The following is a 19,420-nucleotide window of genomic DNA, read 5'->3' on the forward strand; positions in this document are numbered from 1 at the left end:
ACTGTGTTGCCCAAACTGAAGATGAACGACATGACCGCACACCATCCCAGCCTGCCGATCGCCCCCGTGCTGTCGCGCGCGTCGTTCAGCGGCGCGCCGGGGGCCGCCGGCGGCGCGCGGCCGCCCTCGGTGCTCGACGCCGGGCAGGTACGCATGGTCACTAGCGGCCGCGTGGCGATCGCGCTGGCGCTGCGCCAGATGGGCGTGCGGCAGGGCGACGAAGTACTGGTGCCGGCCTACCACAGCCCCTCGATGGTGCCGCCGGTGCTGTGGTGCGGGGCGACCCCGGTATTCTACCGCGTCGGTCCGGATGCCTCGGTCGACCTGGCCGATGTGGCGGCCCGCATCGGCCCCGCCACGCGCGCCATCATGGTCACCAATTATTTCGGCTTCCCGCAGCAGCTGGAAACGATTCGCGCTTTTTGCGACGCGCGCGGCCTGCAGTTGCTGGAAGACTGCGCGCACTGCTTCTTCGGCGAGCACCGCGGCAAGCCGGTCGGCTCCTGGGGCGACTATGCCATTGCCAGCAGCATGAAATTCTTCCCGACCTACGAAGGCGGGGCCCTGGTCTCGGCACGCCACCGGCTCGACGCGGTCGCGCTGCAGCCGGGCGGCCTGGGCTTCGAGGCCAAGGCCGCGCTGGCCACGCTGGAGAACAGCTTCGCCTACGGGCGCCTGCCGGCCGTGCGCGCCCTGCTGCGCCTACCGATGGGACTGAAGGACCTGGCATGGCGCGCGCTCAAGGCGCGCCGCAGCGGCGCTTCCGGCACGGGCGCCGGGGCCGCGCTGGCGCCGGCCTCGTCGGACAGCGGCTTCGATTTCGAACCGCGCTGGGTCGACAAGCGCTCGGCCTGGTTTTCGCGCGCGGTCATGAAGCTGGCCTCTAGCCGCCGCATCTGTACCTTGCGGCGCCGCCACTACCTGGCGCTGGAGGAAGCGACCCGTGGCCTGCCCGGCTGCCGGCCGCTATTCTTTACCCTGCCCGAGGGCGTGGTGCCGTGGCAGTTCCCGCTGCTGCTGGACGATCCGGAATTCGTGTTTGCGCGGCTGCATGCGGCCGGGGTGCCGCTGGTGCGCTTCGCTCACGCGCGCTGGCCGGGCGTGGATGCCGGCACCTGCGCCAACAGCAGCATGCTGGCGCAACGCGTCATCGCCTTCCCTTGCCATCAGGAGCTGCGGCCGAACGAGCTGGCGTGGATGGCCGGCCAGCTGCGCCAGGTGCTGTTGGCACAGGCGGTGGCGGCGTGAACTGGAGCTTCGTCCCGGCGCGCAGGTTTGCGGAACACGTCCCCGAATGGACGCGCCTCCATGCGGCCGGCGCGGTCTCGCCGCTGCTGGCGCCTGATTTCGTGCTGCCACTGCTGGCGCACTTCGCCGGCGGCGACGAGCTGCTGGCGACCTGCCGCTTCGGACAGCAGGTAGTGGCGATGGCGGTGTTGTCGCCCAACGGCCGCGCGCGCTGGCAGACCTTCCAGCCGGCCCAGGCGCCGGTCGGCATCTGGCTGCAAGCACCCGGCACCGACACCGCCACGCTGGCCGAGGGACTGGTGCGCGCCCTGCCCGGCCTGGCGCTGGTGGCCGCCATTACCCAGTGCGACCCGGAACTGCTGCCGCGTCCATCGGACGGCGGCTGCCTGCAGGCGCTCGACTACATCGAGACCGCCCGCATCACCGTGCAGGGCAGTTTCGACGATTACTGGAGCGCGCGCGGCAAGAACTTGCGCGGCAACCTGAAAAAGCAGCGTGCCCGCCTCGAGCGCGAAGGCATCGGCCTGCGCCTGGAAGTGGTGCGCACGCCCGACGCGGTGGCCGCCGCGGTCGCCGATTACGGCAGGCTCGAAAGCACCGGCTGGAAAGCCGGCGGCGGCACCGCGGTCCATGCCGACAATGCGCAGGGACGGTTTTACCGCGACATGCTGGAAGCGTTCTGCCGGCGTGGCGCCGGCAGCATCTACCGCTACTGGTTCGGCGAACAGCTCGCCGCGACCGACCTGTGCATCGAAGGGCCCGACTGCATCGTGGTGCTCAAGACCACTTATGACGAACGCGTCGCCGGGTCGCTGTCGCCGACCCTCCTGATGCGCGAGGAAGAAACCCGCCAGCTGTTCGACGAAGGCCGCTTCAAGCGCATCGAATTCTATGGCAAGGTGATGGAATGGCACCTGCGCTGGACGGACGAGGTGCGCACGCTCTACCATCTGAATACTTACCGCTGGCCCGCACTGCGCAGCTGGCACCGCAAGCTGCAGCGCGCACCCCGCGCGACGGCCCCTGCACTGGATTAACGGAGCAAGAATGTATTTGAACGAAGTCAGGAATATCCTCACCGACGTGCTGAACCTGGGCGCTGCCGGCAATGCACTCACCGAAGACTCGCCGCTGCTGGGCAGCCTGCCGGAACTCGACTCGATGGCGGTCGTGAGCCTGATCGGCGCACTCGAAGACCACTTCGGCATCATGGTGGACGATGACGACATCAGCGCCAGCACCTTTGCCACGCTCGGCAGCCTGGCCGCCTTCGTACAAGAAAAGCGCGGCGCATGACCCTGGCGCGCGCAGCCGCCGCGGAGCCTTTCTTCCTGGTGGTCGACGGCGGGCAGCGCTTTTGCCTGTTCCACCCCGCTGCCGGCGCCTGCCGCGGCGCGGTGCTGTACGTGCATCCGTTTGCCGAAGAAATGAACCGCTCGCGCCGCATGGCCGCGCTGCAGGCGCGCGCGCTGGCGGCGCTCGGCTACGGCGTGCTGCAGATCGACCTGCACGGCTGCGGCGACAGCAGCGGCGACTTCGGCGACGCGCGCTGGGAAGGCTGGAAACGCGACCTGGCGGCGGCCAGCGCCTGGCTCGACGCCCGCCTCGGCCAACCGCTGACGCTGCTGGGACTGCGGCTGGGCGGCGCACTCGCGCTCGACTTCGTGCGCGGCGCCGCAAAAGCGCCGGCGGCCATCGTCCTGTGGCAGCCGGCGCTGTCTGGACAGGCATTCATGACCCAGTTCCTGCGCTTGCGGGTGGCCAACGACATGCTGTCCGGCGGCGGCGACGCCAAGGCCGGCACTGCCAGCCTGCGTGCCGCGCTGGCGCGGGGCGAGACGCTCGAAATTGCCGGTTACGACCTGCATCCGGAACTTGCACAGGCGATCGACACGCTCGATCCGGCCCTGCTGGCGCCGCGTGCGATCCCGGTGCACTGGTTCGAACTGGCCACCTCCGCCGACCGCCCGCTGCCGGCCGGGGCGTCCAGCACCATCGAGCGCTGGCGCCGTGCGCGCGTGCCGGTGCAGGCAAGGCAGGTGGTCGGCCAGCCTTTCTGGTCGACCCAGGAGATCACCGAATGCCCGGCCCTGGTGGCCGCCACCTGCGACGCCATCCGGGAGCCGGACCATGCGGTATGAGGACAAGGCGCTGGTCTTCGCCTGCGATGACGATGGGCTGTACGGCGTGGCAACCGTGCCCGAACAGCCGGCACGCCGCGGCGTACTGGTGATCGTCGGCGGCCCGCAATACCGAGCCGGCAGCCACCGCCAGTTCACCCTGCTCGCGCGGGCCCTCGCCGCACAGGGCATCGCGGCGATGCGTTTCGACTATCGCGGGATGGGCGACAGCAGCGGCGACATGCGCAGCTTCGAGGACGTCGCGCCCGATGTACGCAGCGCCATCGATGCCTTTTTCGCTGGCGTGCCTGAGCTCGAAGAGGTCGTGCTGTGGGGCTTGTGCGACGGCGCCTCGGCAGCGGCCCTGTACGCGGGAAGCGATGCGCGCGTGAGCGGCATGGTGCTGCTCAACCCCTGGGTGCGTACCGACGAGGGGCTGGCGCGCAGCACACTCAAGCATTATTACCGCGAGCGCATCCGGTCGCCCGCCCTGTGGAAAAAAATCGCCTCGGGCCGCTTCGACGTACGTGCCGCCGTCCGTTCGCTGGCCGACATCCTGGCGCGAGCCAGCAGGCCGCGCCCGGGCAGTGGACAGGACCAGGACTGCAGCGGAAGCGGCCGTGCGCTGCCCGAACGCATGCACGGCGCCCTGTCTCGCTTCGGCGGCAAGGTGCTGGTGGTGCTCAGCAGCGCCGACCTGACGGCGCGCGAATTCGCCGATACGGCCGCCACGCCGGGGTGGCAGGCCCTGATGGAGTCGTCGCGCTTCACACGGCACGAGCTGGCGCCGGCCGACCATACCTTCTCGCGCCGCGAATGGCGCGACCAGGTGGCCGCCTGGACCGCGGACTGGCTGCGTTCATGGTGAAACGTGCCCTGATGATTGCCTTCCACTTCCCGCCGCAGCGCGGCAGCAGCGGGATCCAGCGCACCCTCAAGTTCGTCCAGCACTTGCCGGGCCTGGGCTGGGAACCGCTGGTGCTGACCGCGCATCCGCGCGCCCATGCCGACACCGAACCCGACCAGATGAAAGATATCGCTTCCAGCGTGGTGGTGCGCCGCGCATTTGCGCTCGACACGGCGCGCCACCTGGCCTGGCGCGGCCGCTACCTGGGCACGATGGCGTTGCCCGACCGCTGGGTGTCGTGGGTGCTTGGCGCCGTGCCCGCGGGCCTGGCCATGATCCGCCGCTACCGCCCGCAGCTCATCTGGTCGACCTACCCGATCGCCAGCGCGCACCTGATCGGGCTCGCCCTGCGCCGCCTGACCGGCCTGCCCTGGGTGGCCGACCTGCGCGACCCGATGATCGACGCCAGCCACCCGTCCGGCCGCCTCAAGCGCGCGATCGTCGGCTGGATCGAAGCGCAGACCCTTGCGCACTGCACCCGCGCCGTCTGCACCACGCCCGGGGCGGTGCGCTCCTACCGCGCGCGCTATCCTGCGCTGCCGCCGGAGCGCATTTGCCTGATCGAGAACGGCTATGACGAAGCGGCCTTCGCCGCGGCCAGCCAGGAGACGCCGCCGGCGCCGGCCGCAGGCCCGTTGGTCCTGCTTCACAGCGGGATCGTCTACCCCTCCGAGCGCGATCCGCGCCCGCTGTTCGGAGCCCTGGCCGCGCTGCGCGCACGCGGCAGGATCACGCCGGCCACCTTCCGCTTGGTGCTGCGCGCGCCGGTGCACGACGACTGGCTGGCCACGCTGGCCAGCGAGCATGGCATCGACGACATCGTGACGATTGCGCCGGCCCTGCCCTATCGCGCCGCGCTGGCGGAGATGCTCGGCGCCGGCGCCCTGCTGGTGCTGCAGGCGTCCAATTGCAACGACCAGGTGCCGGCCAAGCTGTATGAATACCTGCGCGCGGGGCGCCCGGTGCTGGCGCTGACCGACGAGAACGGCGACACCGCCCGGACGCTGCGCAAGCTGGGCATCGACACCATCGGGCCGCTCGACGACGCCGAGGGCATCGCCCAGGCGCTGGAGCGCTTCCTCGACCTGGTGGCGCAAGGCAGCGCGCCGCTGGCAACCGATGCGATGGTGCGGACCCAGGAACGTGGCGCCCGCACCGTTCAGTTGGGCGCGCTGTTCGACGCGGTGCTGGCCGAAGACAGCGCGCTGCGCGGCGCCAGGCAGGCCGCGAAATCCTCGAAGGCGCCGTAGGCCATCGATGCCGGGCGCGCGGCCCCGCACAGGTCCGGCAGGCGTTCCTGGACGCTGTGCCGCGGCGCGGCGCCGCTCCAGCGCAGGTCGAGCATGCCTGGCGCCGCAAACAGGGCGCGTTGCGGATGCAGCCCCGCATACAGCGCCGCGACCGAGCCGCTGCGGTTGTCGCCTTCCCGCACCACCCCACCGTCACGGTTGGTGACCGCGCCGTCGATCAGGTTGCCGTCGAGCTGCGCGCTGCTTTCCGGGTAGCGCACCTGCACGCCGGCGGTGTCAAGCAGCGTGTTGTCCGTCAACCGGCTGCCGGCGGCGCTGTTGACGTAGATGCCGGCGTCGGAACAGGCGGCCACCAGGTTCGCGCGCATCACGCCCTTATCGTGCTCGGTGATGCATTTGCGGTCGCGGCAATACTGCTTGCCGGTGCCGCCGCCGCCGAACGACAGGCCGACCCGCTGGCCGGGCAGGCCTTGCAGCTTTTGCTCGCACAGCACCACGTTGCGTTCGAACACGGTGTTGGCGGCGGCGCCTTTGGCGAAGGCGCCGTAGCTGACGCGGTCACCGTCGGCCTTGATAAAGTCGGTGATCAGGTTGCCGCGGATGATCCAGCCGTTGGCGGCCACCAGGTCGACCGGCGTCACCGGATTGTGGGTCGGCCGCGGCGCGCTGTTCGTGAGGGTATTGGCTTCGATCAGGCCATTGTCAGGGAAGCCGTTACGGTCGCCATTGATCTTGAAATGGGCATTGAAGTCGGTGATGGTGTTGTTACGGGCGACGAAATGCGCGCCCCGGCCGATCACGTGGAAGGCATGTTCGCAGAATGCCGGCTGGGCGCAGGCGCCGCGAATATCGAGGTTTTCGAAAGTCCAGTACGGGGCCGCGACCACGAAGCCTTCGCGGGTGGCGAATTCGATGGTGACGCTGCCCGGCCGTTCGGCACGCACCACGACCGGCATGCCGGCGGTGCCTGGACGGGCGGCGTGGAGGGATCCGTTAATCCGGTACACGCCCGGGGCAAAGGTGATGACCTCGCCCGGAAGGGCCGCTGCGAAGGCACGCCGCGCCGCGTCCACCGAGGCCACCAGCATCGGCGTGCCGGCGACGGGCGCCGCGGCCGGAACGGGCTGGGCGCCGATGGCCAGGGCAGGCAGCGCATATGGCGCCTGCTCGCCGCGGTCGAGCCGGCGCAGGACGGCGCCGGCCCACCGGCCGCCGGCGACGATCACCGCGTTATGGCCCGACGTACGCTTTTCGATATACGGAGCCAGTGCACGCGGCGTCACGCCCTCGCCTTGCAGGTACAGCACCCCGCCGACGGCGCCGGCCAGGGCGGCCAGCACTGGCAGGGCCAGCAACCAGCGCGCCTTCATGCCCCGGTCTTGATGCCGTGGCGCCCCATCAAGTCATACAGGGTCGGGCGGCTCACGCCCAGCACTTCGGACGCCTTGACGATGTTGCCGTCCACCCGTGCCAGCGCCTTGATGATGGCCTTGTACTCGGCTTCGTCGCGTACCTGGCGCAGGTTGATCGGTTCTTCTTCCGCATCCTCGCCCGGCAGCCCGAGGTCGTCGGCGACGATGGTGTTCCCGTCGGCCATGATCACCGCGCGCTTGATGTAATTCTCCATCTCGCGCACGTTGCCCGGCCAGCCGTAGGCTTCGATCGCGGCGATCGCATCCGGCGCAAAGTGCAGCGATGGACGCGACTCCGCCGCGCAGAACTTGTTCTTGAAATGGTGGGCCAGCAGCGCCGCGTCGCCTTCGCGCTGGCGCAGCGGCGGGATGGTCACCACGATCTCGGACAGGCGGTAGTACAAGTCTTCGCGGAAGCGGCCCTGGGCGCACAGTTCCTTGAGCTTCTGGTGGGTTGCGCAGACGATGCGCACGTCCACCGGGATTTCCTCGTGCCCGCCGATGCGCTCGATCACGCGCTCCTGCAGGAAGCGCAGCAGCTTGGCCTGCAACGGCATCGGCAGGTCGCCCACTTCATCGAGGAAGAAGGTGCCGCCGTGCGCCAGCTCGACCTTGCCCTTGGTCTGCTTGGCCGCGCCGGTGAAGGCGCCTTTTTCGTAGCCGAACAGTTCGCTCTCGAGCAGGTTTTCCGGAATCGCCGCGCAGTTGATCGCCATGAAGCGCTCCTTGGAGCGCGGCGACAGCTGGTGCAGCGCGCGCGCCAGCACTTCCTTGCCGGTGCCCGACTCGCCCAGCAGCATGACCGAGGCCGAGGTTGGCGCGACTTTTTCGATGTTGCGGCAGACCTTGAGCATGCCGGGGTCGCGCGAGATCACGCCGGACATCGGCGAATCGGCCTGCGACTGCTGCATGCGGCGATTTTCCAGCTGCAGGTTGTTCAGGAAGAAGGCACGCTGGATCACCAGGTTGAGCACTTCCGGGTCGCACGGCTTCTGGTGGAAATCGTAGGCGCCCATGGCGATCGCCTTGACCGCGTTGGCATGGTCCTGGTTGCCGGTCAGGACGATGACGCGGGTATCCGGCGCCAGCGCCAGGATCTGCTGCAGCGTCGCCAGGCCTTCGGTCGAGCCGTCCGGATCGGGCGGCAGCCCGAGGTCCATCGTGCATACCGCCGGCTCGTGGCGCCGGATCTGGGCCAGGGCCGCCTCGCGGTCGCTGGCTACCACCACGTCATAGGCATCGAGGCTCCAGCGCAGCTGCTTCTGCAGGCCCGGGTCGTCTTCGATGATGAGCAGTTTCTGTTTGGTCTGGGTCACGGTATTCCTCGTATCAGGCGGCGCGCGGTGCATTGTGCTCCGCCTGCATTTCTTGTTGGTGGAGCGGCAGCATGACCCGGAAAGTGGTGCCGGCGCCCGGCGTGCTGCTCACCTCCAGGCTGCCGCCCAGTTCATAGATGTATTCACGGCTTTCGAACACGCCGATGCCCATGCCGGCCGACTTGGTCGAGTCGAACGGCTTGAACAGGCGCTCGCGGACGAACTCTTCGCTCATGCCTTCGCCGGTATCGACGATCTCGATCAGCGCCTGCGCCGCCTCGCCCGGCTTGCCTTCGCGCGCCAGGCGGATCCGGACGCTGCCGGTGCGCGGGGTCGCTTCGATCGCGTTCTGGATCAAATGGCCCACCACACGCTCGAGGCGTTCGCGGTCGGCCAGCACGCGCAGCGAAGGATCCTCGACCAGCAGCTGCGGACGCGGCTCGAACGCGGCCTTGAGCGCCACCGCCTGGCCCACGACTTTCTCCACTGCCAGCGGCAAGGGCTGCTCGTGGTTCTCGGTGCGGCTGAGCTTTTGCAGCATGATCTTCATCTTCTGCACCGAATAGTCGACGGTTTCCAGCATGTCGGCCTGGAACTCGGGATTGTCCTTGTGCTTCGCCGCGTTGGCATTCATCAGCGACAGCTGCAGCACCAGGTTTTTCAGGTCGTGCACGACGAAGGTGGACATGCGGTTGAACGACTCGAACTGGCGCGCCACCATCAGGGCGTTGGCGGTGTCCTGCTGCGCCAGTTGGCTGGCGGCCTGGCTGCCCGCGATCTCGAGCACGTCGATGACTTCCCAGTTCAGTTTCACCGGGCTGCGCGCATTCTGCAGCAGCACGAAGCCGAACAGGCGCCCGTGCAGGATCAGCGGCACCACCAGCCAGGCGCGCAGGTAGCCACCCAGCCATTCCGGCAGCACCAGGGCGTCGTACTTGTCGGGAGTGTGCGCGTACTCGTGCAGGTCGACTACCCACTGGCTGGACTCGAGGAACTGGCAAAATGCGGAATCGGCCGGTTCGAGCGCGGCCACCACCGGTACCTGCCAATGCGCCACCGGCTCGTAGCTGCCCGATTCGCGGCGCTGCCACAGCGCGCCGCCCGGGCTTTCCACCAGTGCGGCGACGGCCTCGATGACGCGCTCGCCCAGGTCCGGTCCCGGCTTGGACAGGGTGCGCGTGAAGCGCATCCATTCTTCGCGGTAGTCGTAGTTATAGCGATAGAAGTGCTTGCTGATGAAGACCTTTAGGCGGGCCCGGAAGCTGCCCGAGAACAGCACCCCGGCCAGCAGGATCAGCGCGGCGAACAGGAAGGTGACCTGCATCACGGTGCCCCAGCTGCCGCCGAAGTAGCGCAGGTAGTAACCGGCCGAGCCCATCGCCAGCAGGTACAGGGCCGAGCCGAACAGCGTGGCCGAATGGAACATCGCGCGGCGCGACACCGCCAGCGGCGATGACCAGAGCTTGCTGCGCCCGAGCGAGACGGCGATCAGTGGGACGGTGACGGCGTTGACGATCCCGCGCGCCGCCCAGATATCGGGATCCACACTGCGGAACAGCATGGTATGGCTGTAGAGGTAGAAGTCATAGGCGAACATGGCGCCGATGCCTAGGCAGGCAAATTTTACTGCCCAGCGCTCGTGCAGCGTGCGGTTGCGGTACACGTGCTCGACCAGCACCATGCCCGACACCGCCATGGCGACCCGCACCGCGATCGGGATCGCGCCCGAGCTCTCGAGCTGCGCCAGGTCCCAGTGGCCGGTGAGCGCGGCGCCGAGGCAGCCGAGGTAGACGAGCGCGCCCAGCACCAGCGCCGGTTGCAGGCGCAGCGGCATGCGGCTGGCAGGATCGGTGAAATGGCCGCGCAACACCACCAGGAATACCGACCAGCCGGCATTGCGCAGCAGTTCGGCGCAATCGGTCAGCGGCGACCACATGTTTCCGGCTGCAGCCTCCCAGGCCAGCGCCGCGCCCCACAGCACGCTGGACAGGCAGGCCAGGCCGAGCGCGACGTCGTGGCGGCGCCGCTGGCGTACGGCCAGTGGCGCGCCCAGCACGAGGAAGCAGACGGCTACCAGCGCGTAGCTGTAGGCCGCAATGCTGGTCAGGGAAACATCCATGAAGTCGATGGTGGCGGCGCGGTGCGGTGGCGGTTGGGTTGTCCCCGGCAGGTGTACCCTGCCGGGGGCGTAGACGCGTTAGCGGCCGCTGCGGAACAGGACGACCTTGAGGGTGTTAATCAGGATCAGCACGTCGAGGAACAGGCTGTTGTTCTTCACATAGTAGAGGTCGTACTGCAGTTTCTGCAGTGCGTCTTCGGCCGACGAGCCGTAACCGTAGCGCACCTGGGCCCAGCCGGTGATGCCCGGCTTGACGCTGTGGCGCACATTGTAATACGGGACCACCTCGATCAGCTGCTCGACGAAATATGGACGCTCCGGACGCGGGCCGACGAAGGACATCTCGCCCTTGAACACGTTGAGGATCTGCGGCAGCTCGTCGATCCGGGTCTTGCGCATGAAGTTGCCGAAGCGGGTGACGCGCGGGTCGTTCTGCGCGGCCCATTGCGGTTTGCCGCATTTTTCTGCATCGGCGCGCATGCTGCGGAACTTGTGGACGCGGAAGGTCTTGCCATCCTTGCCGACCCGTTCCTGCGAGTAGAACACCGGGCCGCCATCCTCGAGCTTCACGGCCAGTGCCGCCAGCAGCATCAGCGGGAAGGCCATCAGCAGGATCAGCAGGCTGCACACCAGGTCGAAGGTGCGCTTCATGAAGGTACGGACGAAACTCTGGTCGAAGCCGCCGCCGAACACCAGCCACGACGGTTGCAGCGAGTCGACCCGGATTTGGCAGGTCTCGCGTTCGAAGAATGTAGCGGCGTCGGTAACACGGATGCCCTGCAGTTTGCAGTCGAGCAGCTCCTTGATCGGGAAGCCGCCACGGCGGTTCTGCACCGAGACCACGATTTCCGACACGTTGTACTGGCGCGCCAGAGAGACCAGCGAATCGCCGTCGCGCACCTTCAGCAGGTTCTCGGCCGGGACGCACAGCTCTTCGCTCGGGCTCGGGATGAAGCCGGCGATGTTGTACTTGTGGTAGTTCGAATTCTTGGCCGCCAGCTCGCTGCATTCCTTGGCCAGCGGGCCGCCACCGAGGAACATGATGCGCGACTGCAGGATGCGCGCCTCGGACGACTTGAAGAAGGCCATGCGGGCCAGGAAGATGCCGACGGCGGCCAGGATGAACACGACGGCCATGGTGCCGCGCCCGAACGACAGCTCCGGCGCCATGTAGAACACCAGCGCCAGGATGGCGAAGGCCATCATGAACGACGGCATCAGCTTCATGAAGAACGGGTGGCGCAGGCCTTCGTCGTAGTCGAGCTGGTACATGCCCATCGCGCTCATGCTGAAGATGATCGCGACGGTGAATGCGACGGCCGAGGTGAAGAAGTGATCGAGGTGCGCCACCGTCGAAACGTCACCGAACTCCAGCATGCGTACCGCCGCGCCAATGTAGGCCGCGCCCAGCAGCACGATTACTTCGACGAACAGCAGAAGAAAGACGATCTTCGACACGTAGTGGTTAGAGATCCTGAACACGGTAGCGCCCCCGATTTTTATTGCTTGTTTGTTTGTGCATTAGTGCTCTCAGATGGCGCAAGGTGCTGCACGTACCACGCCATCGCCTGTTGCAGGCCTTCCCCGATCCGGTGCGTGGGCTGGTAACCCAACAGGGTTCCCGCCTTCGAAATGTCCGCCTGCGAGTGGCGCACGTCGCCGCGCCGGAAGTCGACGTATTGCGGCTGGTGCGCGTCCAGGTGCGGGAACTGCCCGCGCAACAGGCCGCGCATGGTCTCATACAGCTGGTTCAGGGTGGTCTGGTCGCCGACCGCGATGTTGAATACCTGGTTCGCGGCCTCGCTTGCAGACAGCGCCGACAGGATGTTCGCCTGCACCACATTGTCGATGTAGCAGAAGTCGCGGCTTGTCTCGCCGTCGCCGTTGATACGCAGCGCGTCATTCCGGATCAGCGCCGCGACCCATTGCGGGATCACGGCAGCATAGGCGCCGTTCGGATCCTGGCGCGGGCCGAATACGTTGAAGTAACGCAGGCCGATCGATTCCATCCCGTAGGTGCGGCCGAACACGTTCGCATACAGTTCGTTGACGTATTTGGTCACGGCATAGGGCGACAGCGGGTTACCGATGCGTTCCTCGATCTTCGGCAGGTCGGGATGGTCGCCATAGGTCGAGCTCGAGGCGGCATAGACGAAGCGCTTCACCTTGGCGTCGCGTGCGGCGACCAGCATGTTGAGGAAGCCGGTGACATTGACCTCGTTGGTCATGGCCGGGTTGTCGATCGAGCGCGAGACCGAACCCAGTGCCGCCTGGTGCAATACGAAATCGACGCCACCGCAGGCCGTGGTGCAGTCGGCTTCACTGCGGATGTCGCCTTCGATGAAGGAGAAGCGCGACCACGCCTCGGCGCCGACGGCGTCGCGTACCAGGTCGAGGTTGTAGCGGTGTCCGGTCGCGAAATTGTCCAGGCCGGTCACCTGCTGGCCGAGCCGGAGCAGCGCCTCGACCAGGTTCGAACCGATGAAGCCAGCCGCACCGGTCACGAGCCAGTGGTAACGGTGCTGCAGCAGGTGTTGCTGGACGTCTTGAAACTTGTTCACGTTCGAATACTTTCTCGGTCACGCCGGCCCGTGGCCGGCGTTGCCGCCGCGCTTGCGCACAGCGGCCGGGGCGGGGCTAGCGGGTTACAGGCGCCAGACGCAGTAGCCGGCTTCCTGCAGGGCCTTCGCATCGAATTGCGACTTCACGTCGATGAAGCAGCCGTTCGGGTTGAGCTTGGACTGGAAATCGGCCAGCGACATGGCCAGCACTTCCTTGTGCGGGACGGCAGCGATGAGCGCGTCGGCCTGCGGCAGGTCGTCCCAGCTTTCCAGCTTGATGCCATATTCGTGCTGCGCTTCGGCGGCATCGGCCTGCGGATCGAACACGTGCACCTCGACGCCATACGATTCGAGTTCGTGGACGATGTCGGCCACTTTCGAATTGCGCAGGTCCGGGCAGTTTTCCTTGAAGGTCAGGCCGATCACGTTGACCTTCGAGCCCTTGACGTGGAAGCCCGACGAGATCATCGACTTGACGGTCTTCTCGGCCACGAACTTGGCCATGCCATCGTTGATGCGGCGGCCAGCCAGAATCACCTGCGGGTGGTAGCCGACCATCTCTGCCTTGTGGGTCAGGTAGTAGGGATCGACGCCGATGCAGTGGCCGCCGACCAGGCCCGGGCGGAAGGGCAGGAAGTTCCACTTGGTGCCCGCGGCCTTCAGCACTTCGAGCGTGTCGATGCCGATCTTGTCGAAGATGATGGCCAGCTCGTTCATCAGTGCGATGTTCAGGTCGCGCTGGGTGTTCTCGATGACCTTCGCGGCCTCGGCCACCTTGATGCTGGACGCGCGGTGCACGCCGGCGGTGATCACCGACTCGTACAGCTGGGCGATGCGCTCGAGCGACTCGTCGTCGTCACCCGAGACGACCTTGAGGATCGTGGTCAGGGTGTGTTCCTTGTCGCCCGGGTTGATGCGCTCCGGCGAGAAGCCGACGTGGAAGTCCTGCTTCCACTTCAGGCCCGATTTCTCTTCCAGCAGCGGGATGCAGACCTCTTCCGTCGCGCCAGGATAGACGGTCGATTCATAGATGACGATGGCGCCACGCTTCATGTGCATGCCGACCGACTTGCTGGCGCCGATCAGCGGCGTGAAATCCGGATTGTGCGCGATGTCGACCGGGGTCGGCACGGCAACCACGATGTAGTCCGCCTGTGCGAGCATCGCCGGGTCGGTCGTGACCTCGAGGTGGCGTGCTGCTTTCAGTTCGTCGCCCGAGACTTCGCCGGTGGGATCCACGAATTGCTTGTAGTTCTCGATCTTCGCGCTCGAGAGATCAAAGCCGATGGTGCGTCCCTTCTTGCCGAACTCAACTGCCAGCGGCAAACCGACATATCCCAGCCCTACTACGGCGACTACTTCATCTACTTTCATTATCGGATTCCGTTCAAGAATTAGATTTTGCTATTATGCTAACTTCCAATATATCACGGAAGCTCAGCCGTACTCAACAAGGCACACAGATTTGGCTGGGCGCAACAACAAACACCGGAAAATAGTATCTAAATACTACTAAACCACCTTAGTATCCCGCATTGACTCTTTGTTACTGGCATGTTTGCACGCAGCCAAGTTGGCCCAGCGCTTTATGCTTTGTACGCGTTCCTCATAGTACCAAAATGATGCCTTGTAGCTGCTGTTGTTTCGCTACTGCAATCAATGCAATTTTAGCATTTTCTGAGAATCAAGTTTCTTGACACTTCAATCGTGCGCCCTTCACAAGGTATGCCTCCTTGTGAAGAAGTTTCTGCTCTGAATTCCAGACTAGAATAGCTTGTCATAAAAAATTAAGTTTCCACATATGACTACCACTCTTATCTCTTGGTCGATTGCGATTTTTGCGGCGCGCGAAACTACTGATACTCTGGCACGTTGTGTACGCGCTGCGCTTGCAGCTTCTATTGGGCGGCAATTAGTCATCGATGTCTTGATCAATGGAAACGCCGAGCTTGCCGAAAAATTTTTAGCTATCGCACGAAATCTCGATTGTGGAGAAGCCAAACTGCGCGTTTGGTCAATCTCAGAGCCCGACAAAGCCCACACTTGGAATGAGTATGTCTACCGGATCTGGGAGCCCGAAAGCATAACGTTCTTCATTGATGGGTATGCACAGGTGCGGACTGATGCGCTTTCGGCGATGGAACGACGCCTTGCGATGACGCCTGACGCACTGGGCGCTACAGGTGTGCCAACTTGTGGTCGCTCTGCAACAGCAATTCGCGAGCAGATGAAGCGCAAGGGCGGCATTCACGGTAACCTTTTTGCTATTTCTGCAGAGGGCATGCGTGGGATTCGCCGGGTCGGCTTCAAACTACCTTTGGGAATTTATCGAACCGACCCGCTGATCGGCTCTGTCTTGATGTTCCGGCTGGATCCGGCAAACAACACGTGGGATCCACGCCGTATTGCTGTTGAGCCAACTGCCACCTGGCACGTTGATGGGATCGAAGATATTACTTGGGGGAATGTAAAAGCGCATTTCAAGCGCATGTTGCGTCAGGCGCAGGGGGAGTTGGAAAATCGCGCTGCGCGTGAACATCTAGCCGTACAGCAACTTCCTTCCAATCAACTCCCACTCACGGTTGCCGACCTGATCGCCCAATGGCTAACAGCTCAACCGGTCCAGGCACGCTCGCTGTTCCTAAAGCGTCCGCTCTGCTACTACGCCGCTTGGAAAGTTCGCGTATTACGGAATTGGTCGAGAGCAAATTATCCTCCAGAATTACTATACTCCGCAAAAATTACGATGAAAACGACAGCCGTCAGCTAGCTCCATATCCGTCACCGATCCAGGCAAACGCTTCGTCGGCTTACACGGACCGCTACAGCCCGACCACCAGCTGCAATTAGCACAGTATCCAAGACGCAATGCCAAGCACATGAAAGATGAGTAGCCCTCGCCACGGCAGTAACTTCAGCAAGAAGTGCGCGTCCCGGTAAGCTGTCATGGCAGGTAGCGAGTTCGATTAAAATGCCAAGATTGCATCCATCGTATTGAGTACATGCCTACCAACCTCCCTTGGGCCCTGGCCATTATCGCCGCACGCGAAATCCCGGAGACACTGAAGCAAACCATCGGCGCGGCCCGCAGTGCATCGGCCGGACAAGATGTGATCATCGATGTACTAGTCAATGGAAATTCCGTCCTGGCTGGGGAAATAGCATCTTGGGTTCGTGTTTCCTCTCCGAATGCCGCAATCAGGGTCTGGTCGATTCCGCAAGGCGACAAAGCACATACCTGGAACGAGTATGTACACCGCATCTGGCCGGCCGGCCGAACCGCCTTCTTCCTCGACGGCTATGCCCAGCCGCGGGCGAACGGCTTGTCGCAACTGGCCGCGAGCCTGGCGCAGGCGCCGGAAGCCTGCGGCGCCACCGGCGTTCCCAGCAGCGGGCGCTCGGCCCCGGCGCTGCGCGCCGAGATGCTGCGTATCGGCGGCTTTCATGGCAACATGCACGCGATCGCCGCACACGCAATGGCGCAACTGCGCGCCATCGGATTTCGCCTGCCGCTCGGACTCTACCGTACCGATTCGCTGATCGGTGCGGTGCTGATGTTCGGCCTCGACCCTGCCGCACACGGCTGGGAGCCGCGCCGGATCGTCGTCAATCCGGAAGCGACCTGGGATGTTCCCGGCCTGGCAGACCTGACCATCAAGAACATCACCGGGCAGTTCAAGCGCCGCTTCCGCCAGGCACAGGGCGATCTCGAGAACCGCGCCGCACGCGAACATCTCGCCGTGCGCAGCCTGCCCATCCACCTGATGCCGAAGACCGTGCGCGAGCTGGTGCTGTCCTGGATCGAGACGCATCCGGACCAAGCGCGCCAGCTCTATATGCAGAACCCGTTGTGCCTTCACGCGGCCCGCAAGATGCGCGCGCCGCAAGACTGGTCCGCGGCCGAGCATGCCCCTGAACTGCTGTACGGCGCAGAAGGAACGACGAAGGCGGCTGCCGCCGGCTAGCACGGTTGCCTACCTTTCGCCGGCCCGCTCACGGAACATCCGGGCCGACACTTTATCGGCCAGTACGGATAGCAGGACGGACACGGCCATAATGAGCACCAGCGAGATGGCGAAGTCCATGCCCGAGACGCCGGTCGGATGGACGAACAGGTAAGTGTGCACGAGGAAAATCTCGAGCAGGTACTTGTCGAGGATGGCCACCCCTTTCAGGACGCGCAAACGCGGCAGTTCGGCGACGGTCAGCCAGATCGCCACCGCCAGTCCACCAGACGCAATCAGCACGGTATTCATATATTTGATGCCGAGCACATTCAGCGCGAGCAGCAATCCCCAGAGCAGCATCGTCAGTGCCAGCATCCACCCTGCAGGCAGGCGGGGCCGGTGCGCACCCCACGCAACGCCCGCGACAAAACCAAACGTGGTCAGCCACAGTTCATGCCCAACCTTTACCTGCTCTTCGAGCAGCACCGCCAACACGAAGCCGCCGGCCACCACCATCACCGCCGCCCGTTTCGAGGCAACCGCCTGGGCAAGATAGGGATAGGTGAGGTAGAACAGCAACAGCAGGGTGAAAAACCACAGTCCGGCGCCCATTCCGCTGGCGCTGGAAACGTTTGCCCAGTTCAGCACGCCGGACAATCCGAACAGGTGTACCAGCGAATGCCAATGGGCAACCGTGCCGCCTTTCAGCGCGACCAGCGCAGCAATAAAACCAAGCAGTATCCAGTAGCGCAGGCCCAGGCGTTCGAGCTTCTTGCGCCAGAAGCGCTGGCGGTCGACGCGGGGGCCGTAGTGCGCGGAGGTGAAATAGCCGGAAGAAAAAGCGAATACCATCAGGCCGAACGTGACTGGGATCCAGAGGATGGTTCCCGTGAACCAGTGTCCTGCCGTGACCGTTAAAATGGCAACGACCTTGGCGAGCGAATAATTGACGCTGACCGCGGACGTTTCTGCCGGGGGCCGTGCCACCTCGGTGCCAGCCGGGACGGTACACGGCTCAATCAGGATGTTCAGTGACATGGCTGGTATGCAGATGGAGTAAATACTTTCCACCGTAACATACAACATGCTGCCAGCTCAACTGCCAGGATCTGTCCCTGAGGTTAGACGTACACAGGAACGGAAACATGCTAACAAACGGGGGGAAGATGGTGCGGCTGGCGGGGATCGAACCCACGACCCTTGGCTTCGGAGGCCAATACTCTATCCACTGAGCTACAGCCGCGTGAAGGGAAAGAAGTGATGCGAAGGATACAGTCTTTCGCCCACTGCGTCCATGGGCAAGCTCTCGGTGTATTTGAATTTCGTTACACTACGGCAGCTTTACGTCTATAATCGGCCGTTTGATGGCATTTGCAAAAAAAACATGTAATTGCACGCCCCGGTAGTGGCAGGTTTTTTTAATAGAATTAAGGAAATCATGAGCGACGCACATAATGAACACCAATCCCTGATCCGTACCCCGAAACAGCTCATTGCTGCCGTCGCAGGGTTCTTCCTGGTTATCGTCATCGGCATCATCCTGCTCGTGATTTTCGCTACCAATGACCGCCTGGTCGGCGCCGGCAGCAACAGCCAGGGCGCCGAGGCGGTAAATGCCCGCCTGCGCCCGGTCGCCGAAGAGGGCTTCACGCTGGTCGACGCGAATGCGCCGAAAGTGCTGCAAGCGGGTAATTCCGTCTACGCGGCAGTGTGCGCGGCCTGCCACGACAGCGGCGCGGCCGGTGCGCCGAAACTGGGCGACAGCGGCGCCTGGAGCGCGCGCCTGGCCCAGGGTTACGATACCGTCGTCAAGCACGCCATCGAAGGTATCCGCGCCATGCCTGCCAAGGGCGGCAACCCGGATCTCGACAACCTCGAAGTCGAACGCGCGGTCGTCTACCTCGCCAACAAAAGCGGCGCATCGTTCAAGGAACCAGCAGCGCCTGCGCCAGCAGCCACGGCTGCCCCGGCAGCGGCAGCGGCAGCGGCTGCAGCACCTGCTGCTACCCCGGTTGCCGCACCTGCGGCTGCGGCCGCCGTTGCACCGGTCTCCCCGGCCCCGGCCGTCGCCTCGGCAGCCGACGTAGGCAAAACCCTTTATAACAGTGCATGCGTGGCCTGCCACGGCGCCGGCATCGCCGGTGCGCCGAAGCTCGGCGACAAGGCCGCCTGGACGGCTCGCATCGGCCAGGGCAGCGCCGTACTGTATGAACACGCCATCAAGGGCTTCCAAGGCAAGGCCGGCGTCATGCCGCCAAAAGGCGGATCGCCGGCTCCGGATGCCGATGTGAAGGCGGCAGTCGACTATATGGTCGCATCGTCGAAGTAAAACCTCGCTTTTACATAATTGCTTAAGGTTGTCAAACCGCCAGTGAAAAAATAGCTATAAACGATTGCTGCCAAATAATATTGGTTAAATATCCGATAATTTTACGTTGCGCATGGGAAAAATTTCGAACAGGAATTTGAGATTCCTCTAGGAATCTATTTTTTCATGGAGTAACCTTTAGGTCTGACAGGGGTACCAATACCCCGCATTC

The 19,420-nt window shown here is 64.5% G+C and carries 16 protein-coding genes and 1 tRNA gene; 9 read left to right on the forward strand and 8 right to left on the reverse strand.

Translation table 11 applies throughout. The features are described 5' to 3' along the window. Positions 1-30: 30 nt before the first annotated feature. Genes HGB41_RS14560 through HGB41_RS14585 form a run of 6 tightly spaced genes read left to right on the forward strand, consistent with a single transcriptional unit; the run spans position 31 to position 5,525 of the window. On the forward strand, positions 31-1,248 hold the full coding sequence (locus tag HGB41_RS14560; protein WP_229423028.1) for a DegT/DnrJ/EryC1/StrS family aminotransferase: 1,218 nt from the start codon (positions 31-33) through the stop codon (positions 1,246-1,248). Then, positions 1,245-2,285 (forward strand): GNAT family N-acetyltransferase, encoded by a 1,041-nt coding sequence (locus HGB41_RS14565; RefSeq protein WP_171085586.1) that lies wholly within the window; start codon positions 1,245-1,247, stop codon positions 2,283-2,285. The genes HGB41_RS14560 and HGB41_RS14565 overlap by 4 nt, the downstream gene beginning before the upstream one ends. A gap of 10 nt (positions 2,286-2,295) precedes the next feature. After that, positions 2,296-2,544 (forward strand): acyl carrier protein, encoded by a 249-nt coding sequence (locus tag HGB41_RS14570; protein WP_171085588.1) that lies wholly within the window; start codon positions 2,296-2,298, stop codon positions 2,542-2,544. Further along, a complete protein-coding gene (locus HGB41_RS14575) occupies positions 2,541-3,389 on the forward strand; it encodes a hydrolase 2, exosortase A system-associated (protein WP_171085591.1) in 849 nt (282 codons plus the stop codon). The genes HGB41_RS14570 and HGB41_RS14575 overlap by 4 nt, the downstream gene beginning before the upstream one ends. Then, positions 3,379-4,236, forward strand: coding sequence for a hydrolase 1, exosortase A system-associated (locus HGB41_RS14580; protein ID WP_171085593.1), 858 nt, complete (start codon positions 3,379-3,381; stop codon positions 4,234-4,236). Before HGB41_RS14575 ends, HGB41_RS14580 begins: the two co-directional genes overlap by 11 nt. Continuing rightward, positions 4,230-5,525: a glycosyltransferase gene (locus HGB41_RS14585; protein ID WP_171085595.1), complete on the forward strand. Its 1,296-nt coding sequence runs from the start codon at positions 4,230-4,232 to the stop codon at positions 5,523-5,525. Before HGB41_RS14580 ends, HGB41_RS14585 begins: the two co-directional genes overlap by 7 nt. Here the strand turns inward: HGB41_RS14585 and HGB41_RS14590 are convergent. The 6 genes from HGB41_RS14590 to HGB41_RS14615 form a co-directional block, all read right to left on the reverse strand. Continuing rightward, a complete protein-coding gene (locus HGB41_RS14590; protein ID WP_171085597.1) occupies positions 5,435-6,895 on the reverse strand; it encodes a right-handed parallel beta-helix repeat-containing protein in 1,461 nt (486 codons plus the stop codon). The two genes, HGB41_RS14585 and HGB41_RS14590, sit on opposite strands and share 91 nt — an antisense overlap. Beyond that, positions 6,892-8,253 (reverse strand): PEP-CTERM-box response regulator transcription factor, encoded by a 1,362-nt coding sequence (gene prsR / locus HGB41_RS14595; protein WP_171085599.1) that lies wholly within the window; start codon positions 8,251-8,253, stop codon positions 6,892-6,894. Before prsR ends, HGB41_RS14590 begins: the two co-directional genes overlap by 4 nt. A 13-nt stretch (positions 8,254-8,266) precedes the next feature. Further along, a complete protein-coding gene (gene prsK, locus HGB41_RS14600) occupies positions 8,267-10,372 on the reverse strand; it encodes an XrtA/PEP-CTERM system histidine kinase PrsK (protein ID WP_171085601.1) in 2,106 nt (701 codons plus the stop codon). Between the two features lie 78 nt (positions 10,373-10,450). Continuing rightward, positions 10,451-11,854 (reverse strand): TIGR03013 family XrtA/PEP-CTERM system glycosyltransferase, encoded by a 1,404-nt coding sequence (locus tag HGB41_RS14605; RefSeq protein ID WP_171085603.1) that lies wholly within the window; start codon positions 11,852-11,854, stop codon positions 10,451-10,453. Between the two features lie 17 nt (positions 11,855-11,871). Next, on the reverse strand, positions 11,872-12,933 hold the full coding sequence (locus tag HGB41_RS14610; protein ID WP_171085605.1) for an SDR family oxidoreductase: 1,062 nt from the start codon (positions 12,931-12,933) through the stop codon (positions 11,872-11,874). A gap of 84 nt (positions 12,934-13,017) precedes the next feature. After that, on the reverse strand, positions 13,018-14,307 hold the full coding sequence (locus tag HGB41_RS14615; protein WP_171085613.1) for a nucleotide sugar dehydrogenase: 1,290 nt from the start codon (positions 14,305-14,307) through the stop codon (positions 13,018-13,020). 427 nt (positions 14,308-14,734) lie between these two features. On the opposite strand from HGB41_RS14615, the gene HGB41_RS14620 reads away from it, so the two are divergent. Together HGB41_RS14620 and HGB41_RS14625 are read left to right on the forward strand one after the other, a co-directional pair. After that, positions 14,735-15,703, forward strand: a complete 969-nt coding sequence (locus HGB41_RS14620) for a hypothetical protein (RefSeq protein WP_171085616.1) — start codon at positions 14,735-14,737, stop codon at positions 15,701-15,703. Between the two features lie 553 nt (positions 15,704-16,256). Continuing rightward, positions 16,257-16,898 carry a hypothetical protein gene (locus HGB41_RS14625; protein ID WP_171085618.1) on the forward strand — a complete coding sequence of 214 codons (642 nt, stop codon included), beginning with the start codon at positions 16,257-16,259 and terminating at the stop codon, positions 16,896-16,898. A gap of 9 nt (positions 16,899-16,907) precedes the next feature. Here HGB41_RS14625 and HGB41_RS14630 read toward each other — a convergent pair whose 3' ends face one another. Continuing rightward, a complete protein-coding gene (locus tag HGB41_RS14630) occupies positions 16,908-17,918 on the reverse strand; it encodes an acyltransferase family protein (protein WP_171085620.1) in 1,011 nt (336 codons plus the stop codon). Positions 17,919-18,047: 129 nt separating this feature from the next. Beyond that, positions 18,048-18,123, reverse strand: a tRNA-Arg gene (locus HGB41_RS14635). Between the two features lie 195 nt (positions 18,124-18,318). Here HGB41_RS14635 and HGB41_RS14640 point away from each other — a divergent pair. Continuing rightward, positions 18,319-19,209: a c-type cytochrome gene (locus HGB41_RS14640; protein ID WP_171085622.1), complete on the forward strand. Its 891-nt coding sequence runs from the start codon at positions 18,319-18,321 to the stop codon at positions 19,207-19,209. Positions 19,210-19,420 lie beyond the last annotated feature (211 nt).

It is taken from the genome of Telluria aromaticivorans (assembly GCF_013003915.1).
Taxonomy (GTDB): domain Bacteria; phylum Pseudomonadota; class Gammaproteobacteria; order Burkholderiales; family Burkholderiaceae_D; genus Telluria; species Telluria aromaticivorans.

Excerpts from the sequence above, each read along its gene's own strand:
- HGB41_RS14560 (WP_229423028.1), top strand. The coding sequence starts at position 31 with ATGACCGCACACCATCCCAGCCTGCCGATCGCCCCCGTGCTGTCGCGC.
- HGB41_RS14570 (WP_171085588.1), top strand. The coding sequence starts at position 2,296 with ATGTATTTGAACGAAGTCAGGAATATCCTCACCGACGTGCTGAACCTG.
- HGB41_RS14575 (WP_171085591.1), top strand. The coding sequence starts at position 2,541 with ATGACCCTGGCGCGCGCAGCCGCCGCGGAGCCTTTCTTCCTGGTGGTC.
- HGB41_RS14580 (WP_171085593.1), top strand. The coding sequence starts at position 3,379 with ATGCGGTATGAGGACAAGGCGCTGGTCTTCGCCTGCGATGACGATGGG.
- HGB41_RS14585 (WP_171085595.1), top strand. The coding sequence starts at position 4,230 with ATGGTGAAACGTGCCCTGATGATTGCCTTCCACTTCCCGCCGCAGCGC.
- HGB41_RS14590 (WP_171085597.1), bottom strand. The coding sequence starts at position 6,895 with ATGAAGGCGCGCTGGTTGCTGGCCCTGCCAGTGCTGGCCGCCCTGGCC.
- prsK (WP_171085601.1), bottom strand. The coding sequence starts at position 10,372 with ATGGATGTTTCCCTGACCAGCATTGCGGCCTACAGCTACGCGCTGGTA.
- HGB41_RS14615 (WP_171085613.1), bottom strand. The coding sequence starts at position 14,307 with ATGAAAGTAGATGAAGTAGTCGCCGTAGTAGGGCTGGGATATGTCGGT.
- HGB41_RS14620 (WP_171085616.1), top strand. The coding sequence starts at position 14,735 with ATGACTACCACTCTTATCTCTTGGTCGATTGCGATTTTTGCGGCGCGC.
- HGB41_RS14630 (WP_171085620.1), bottom strand. The coding sequence starts at position 17,918 with ATGTCACTGAACATCCTGATTGAGCCGTGTACCGTCCCGGCTGGCACC.
- HGB41_RS14640 (WP_171085622.1), top strand. The coding sequence starts at position 18,319 with ATGAGCGACGCACATAATGAACACCAATCCCTGATCCGTACCCCGAAA.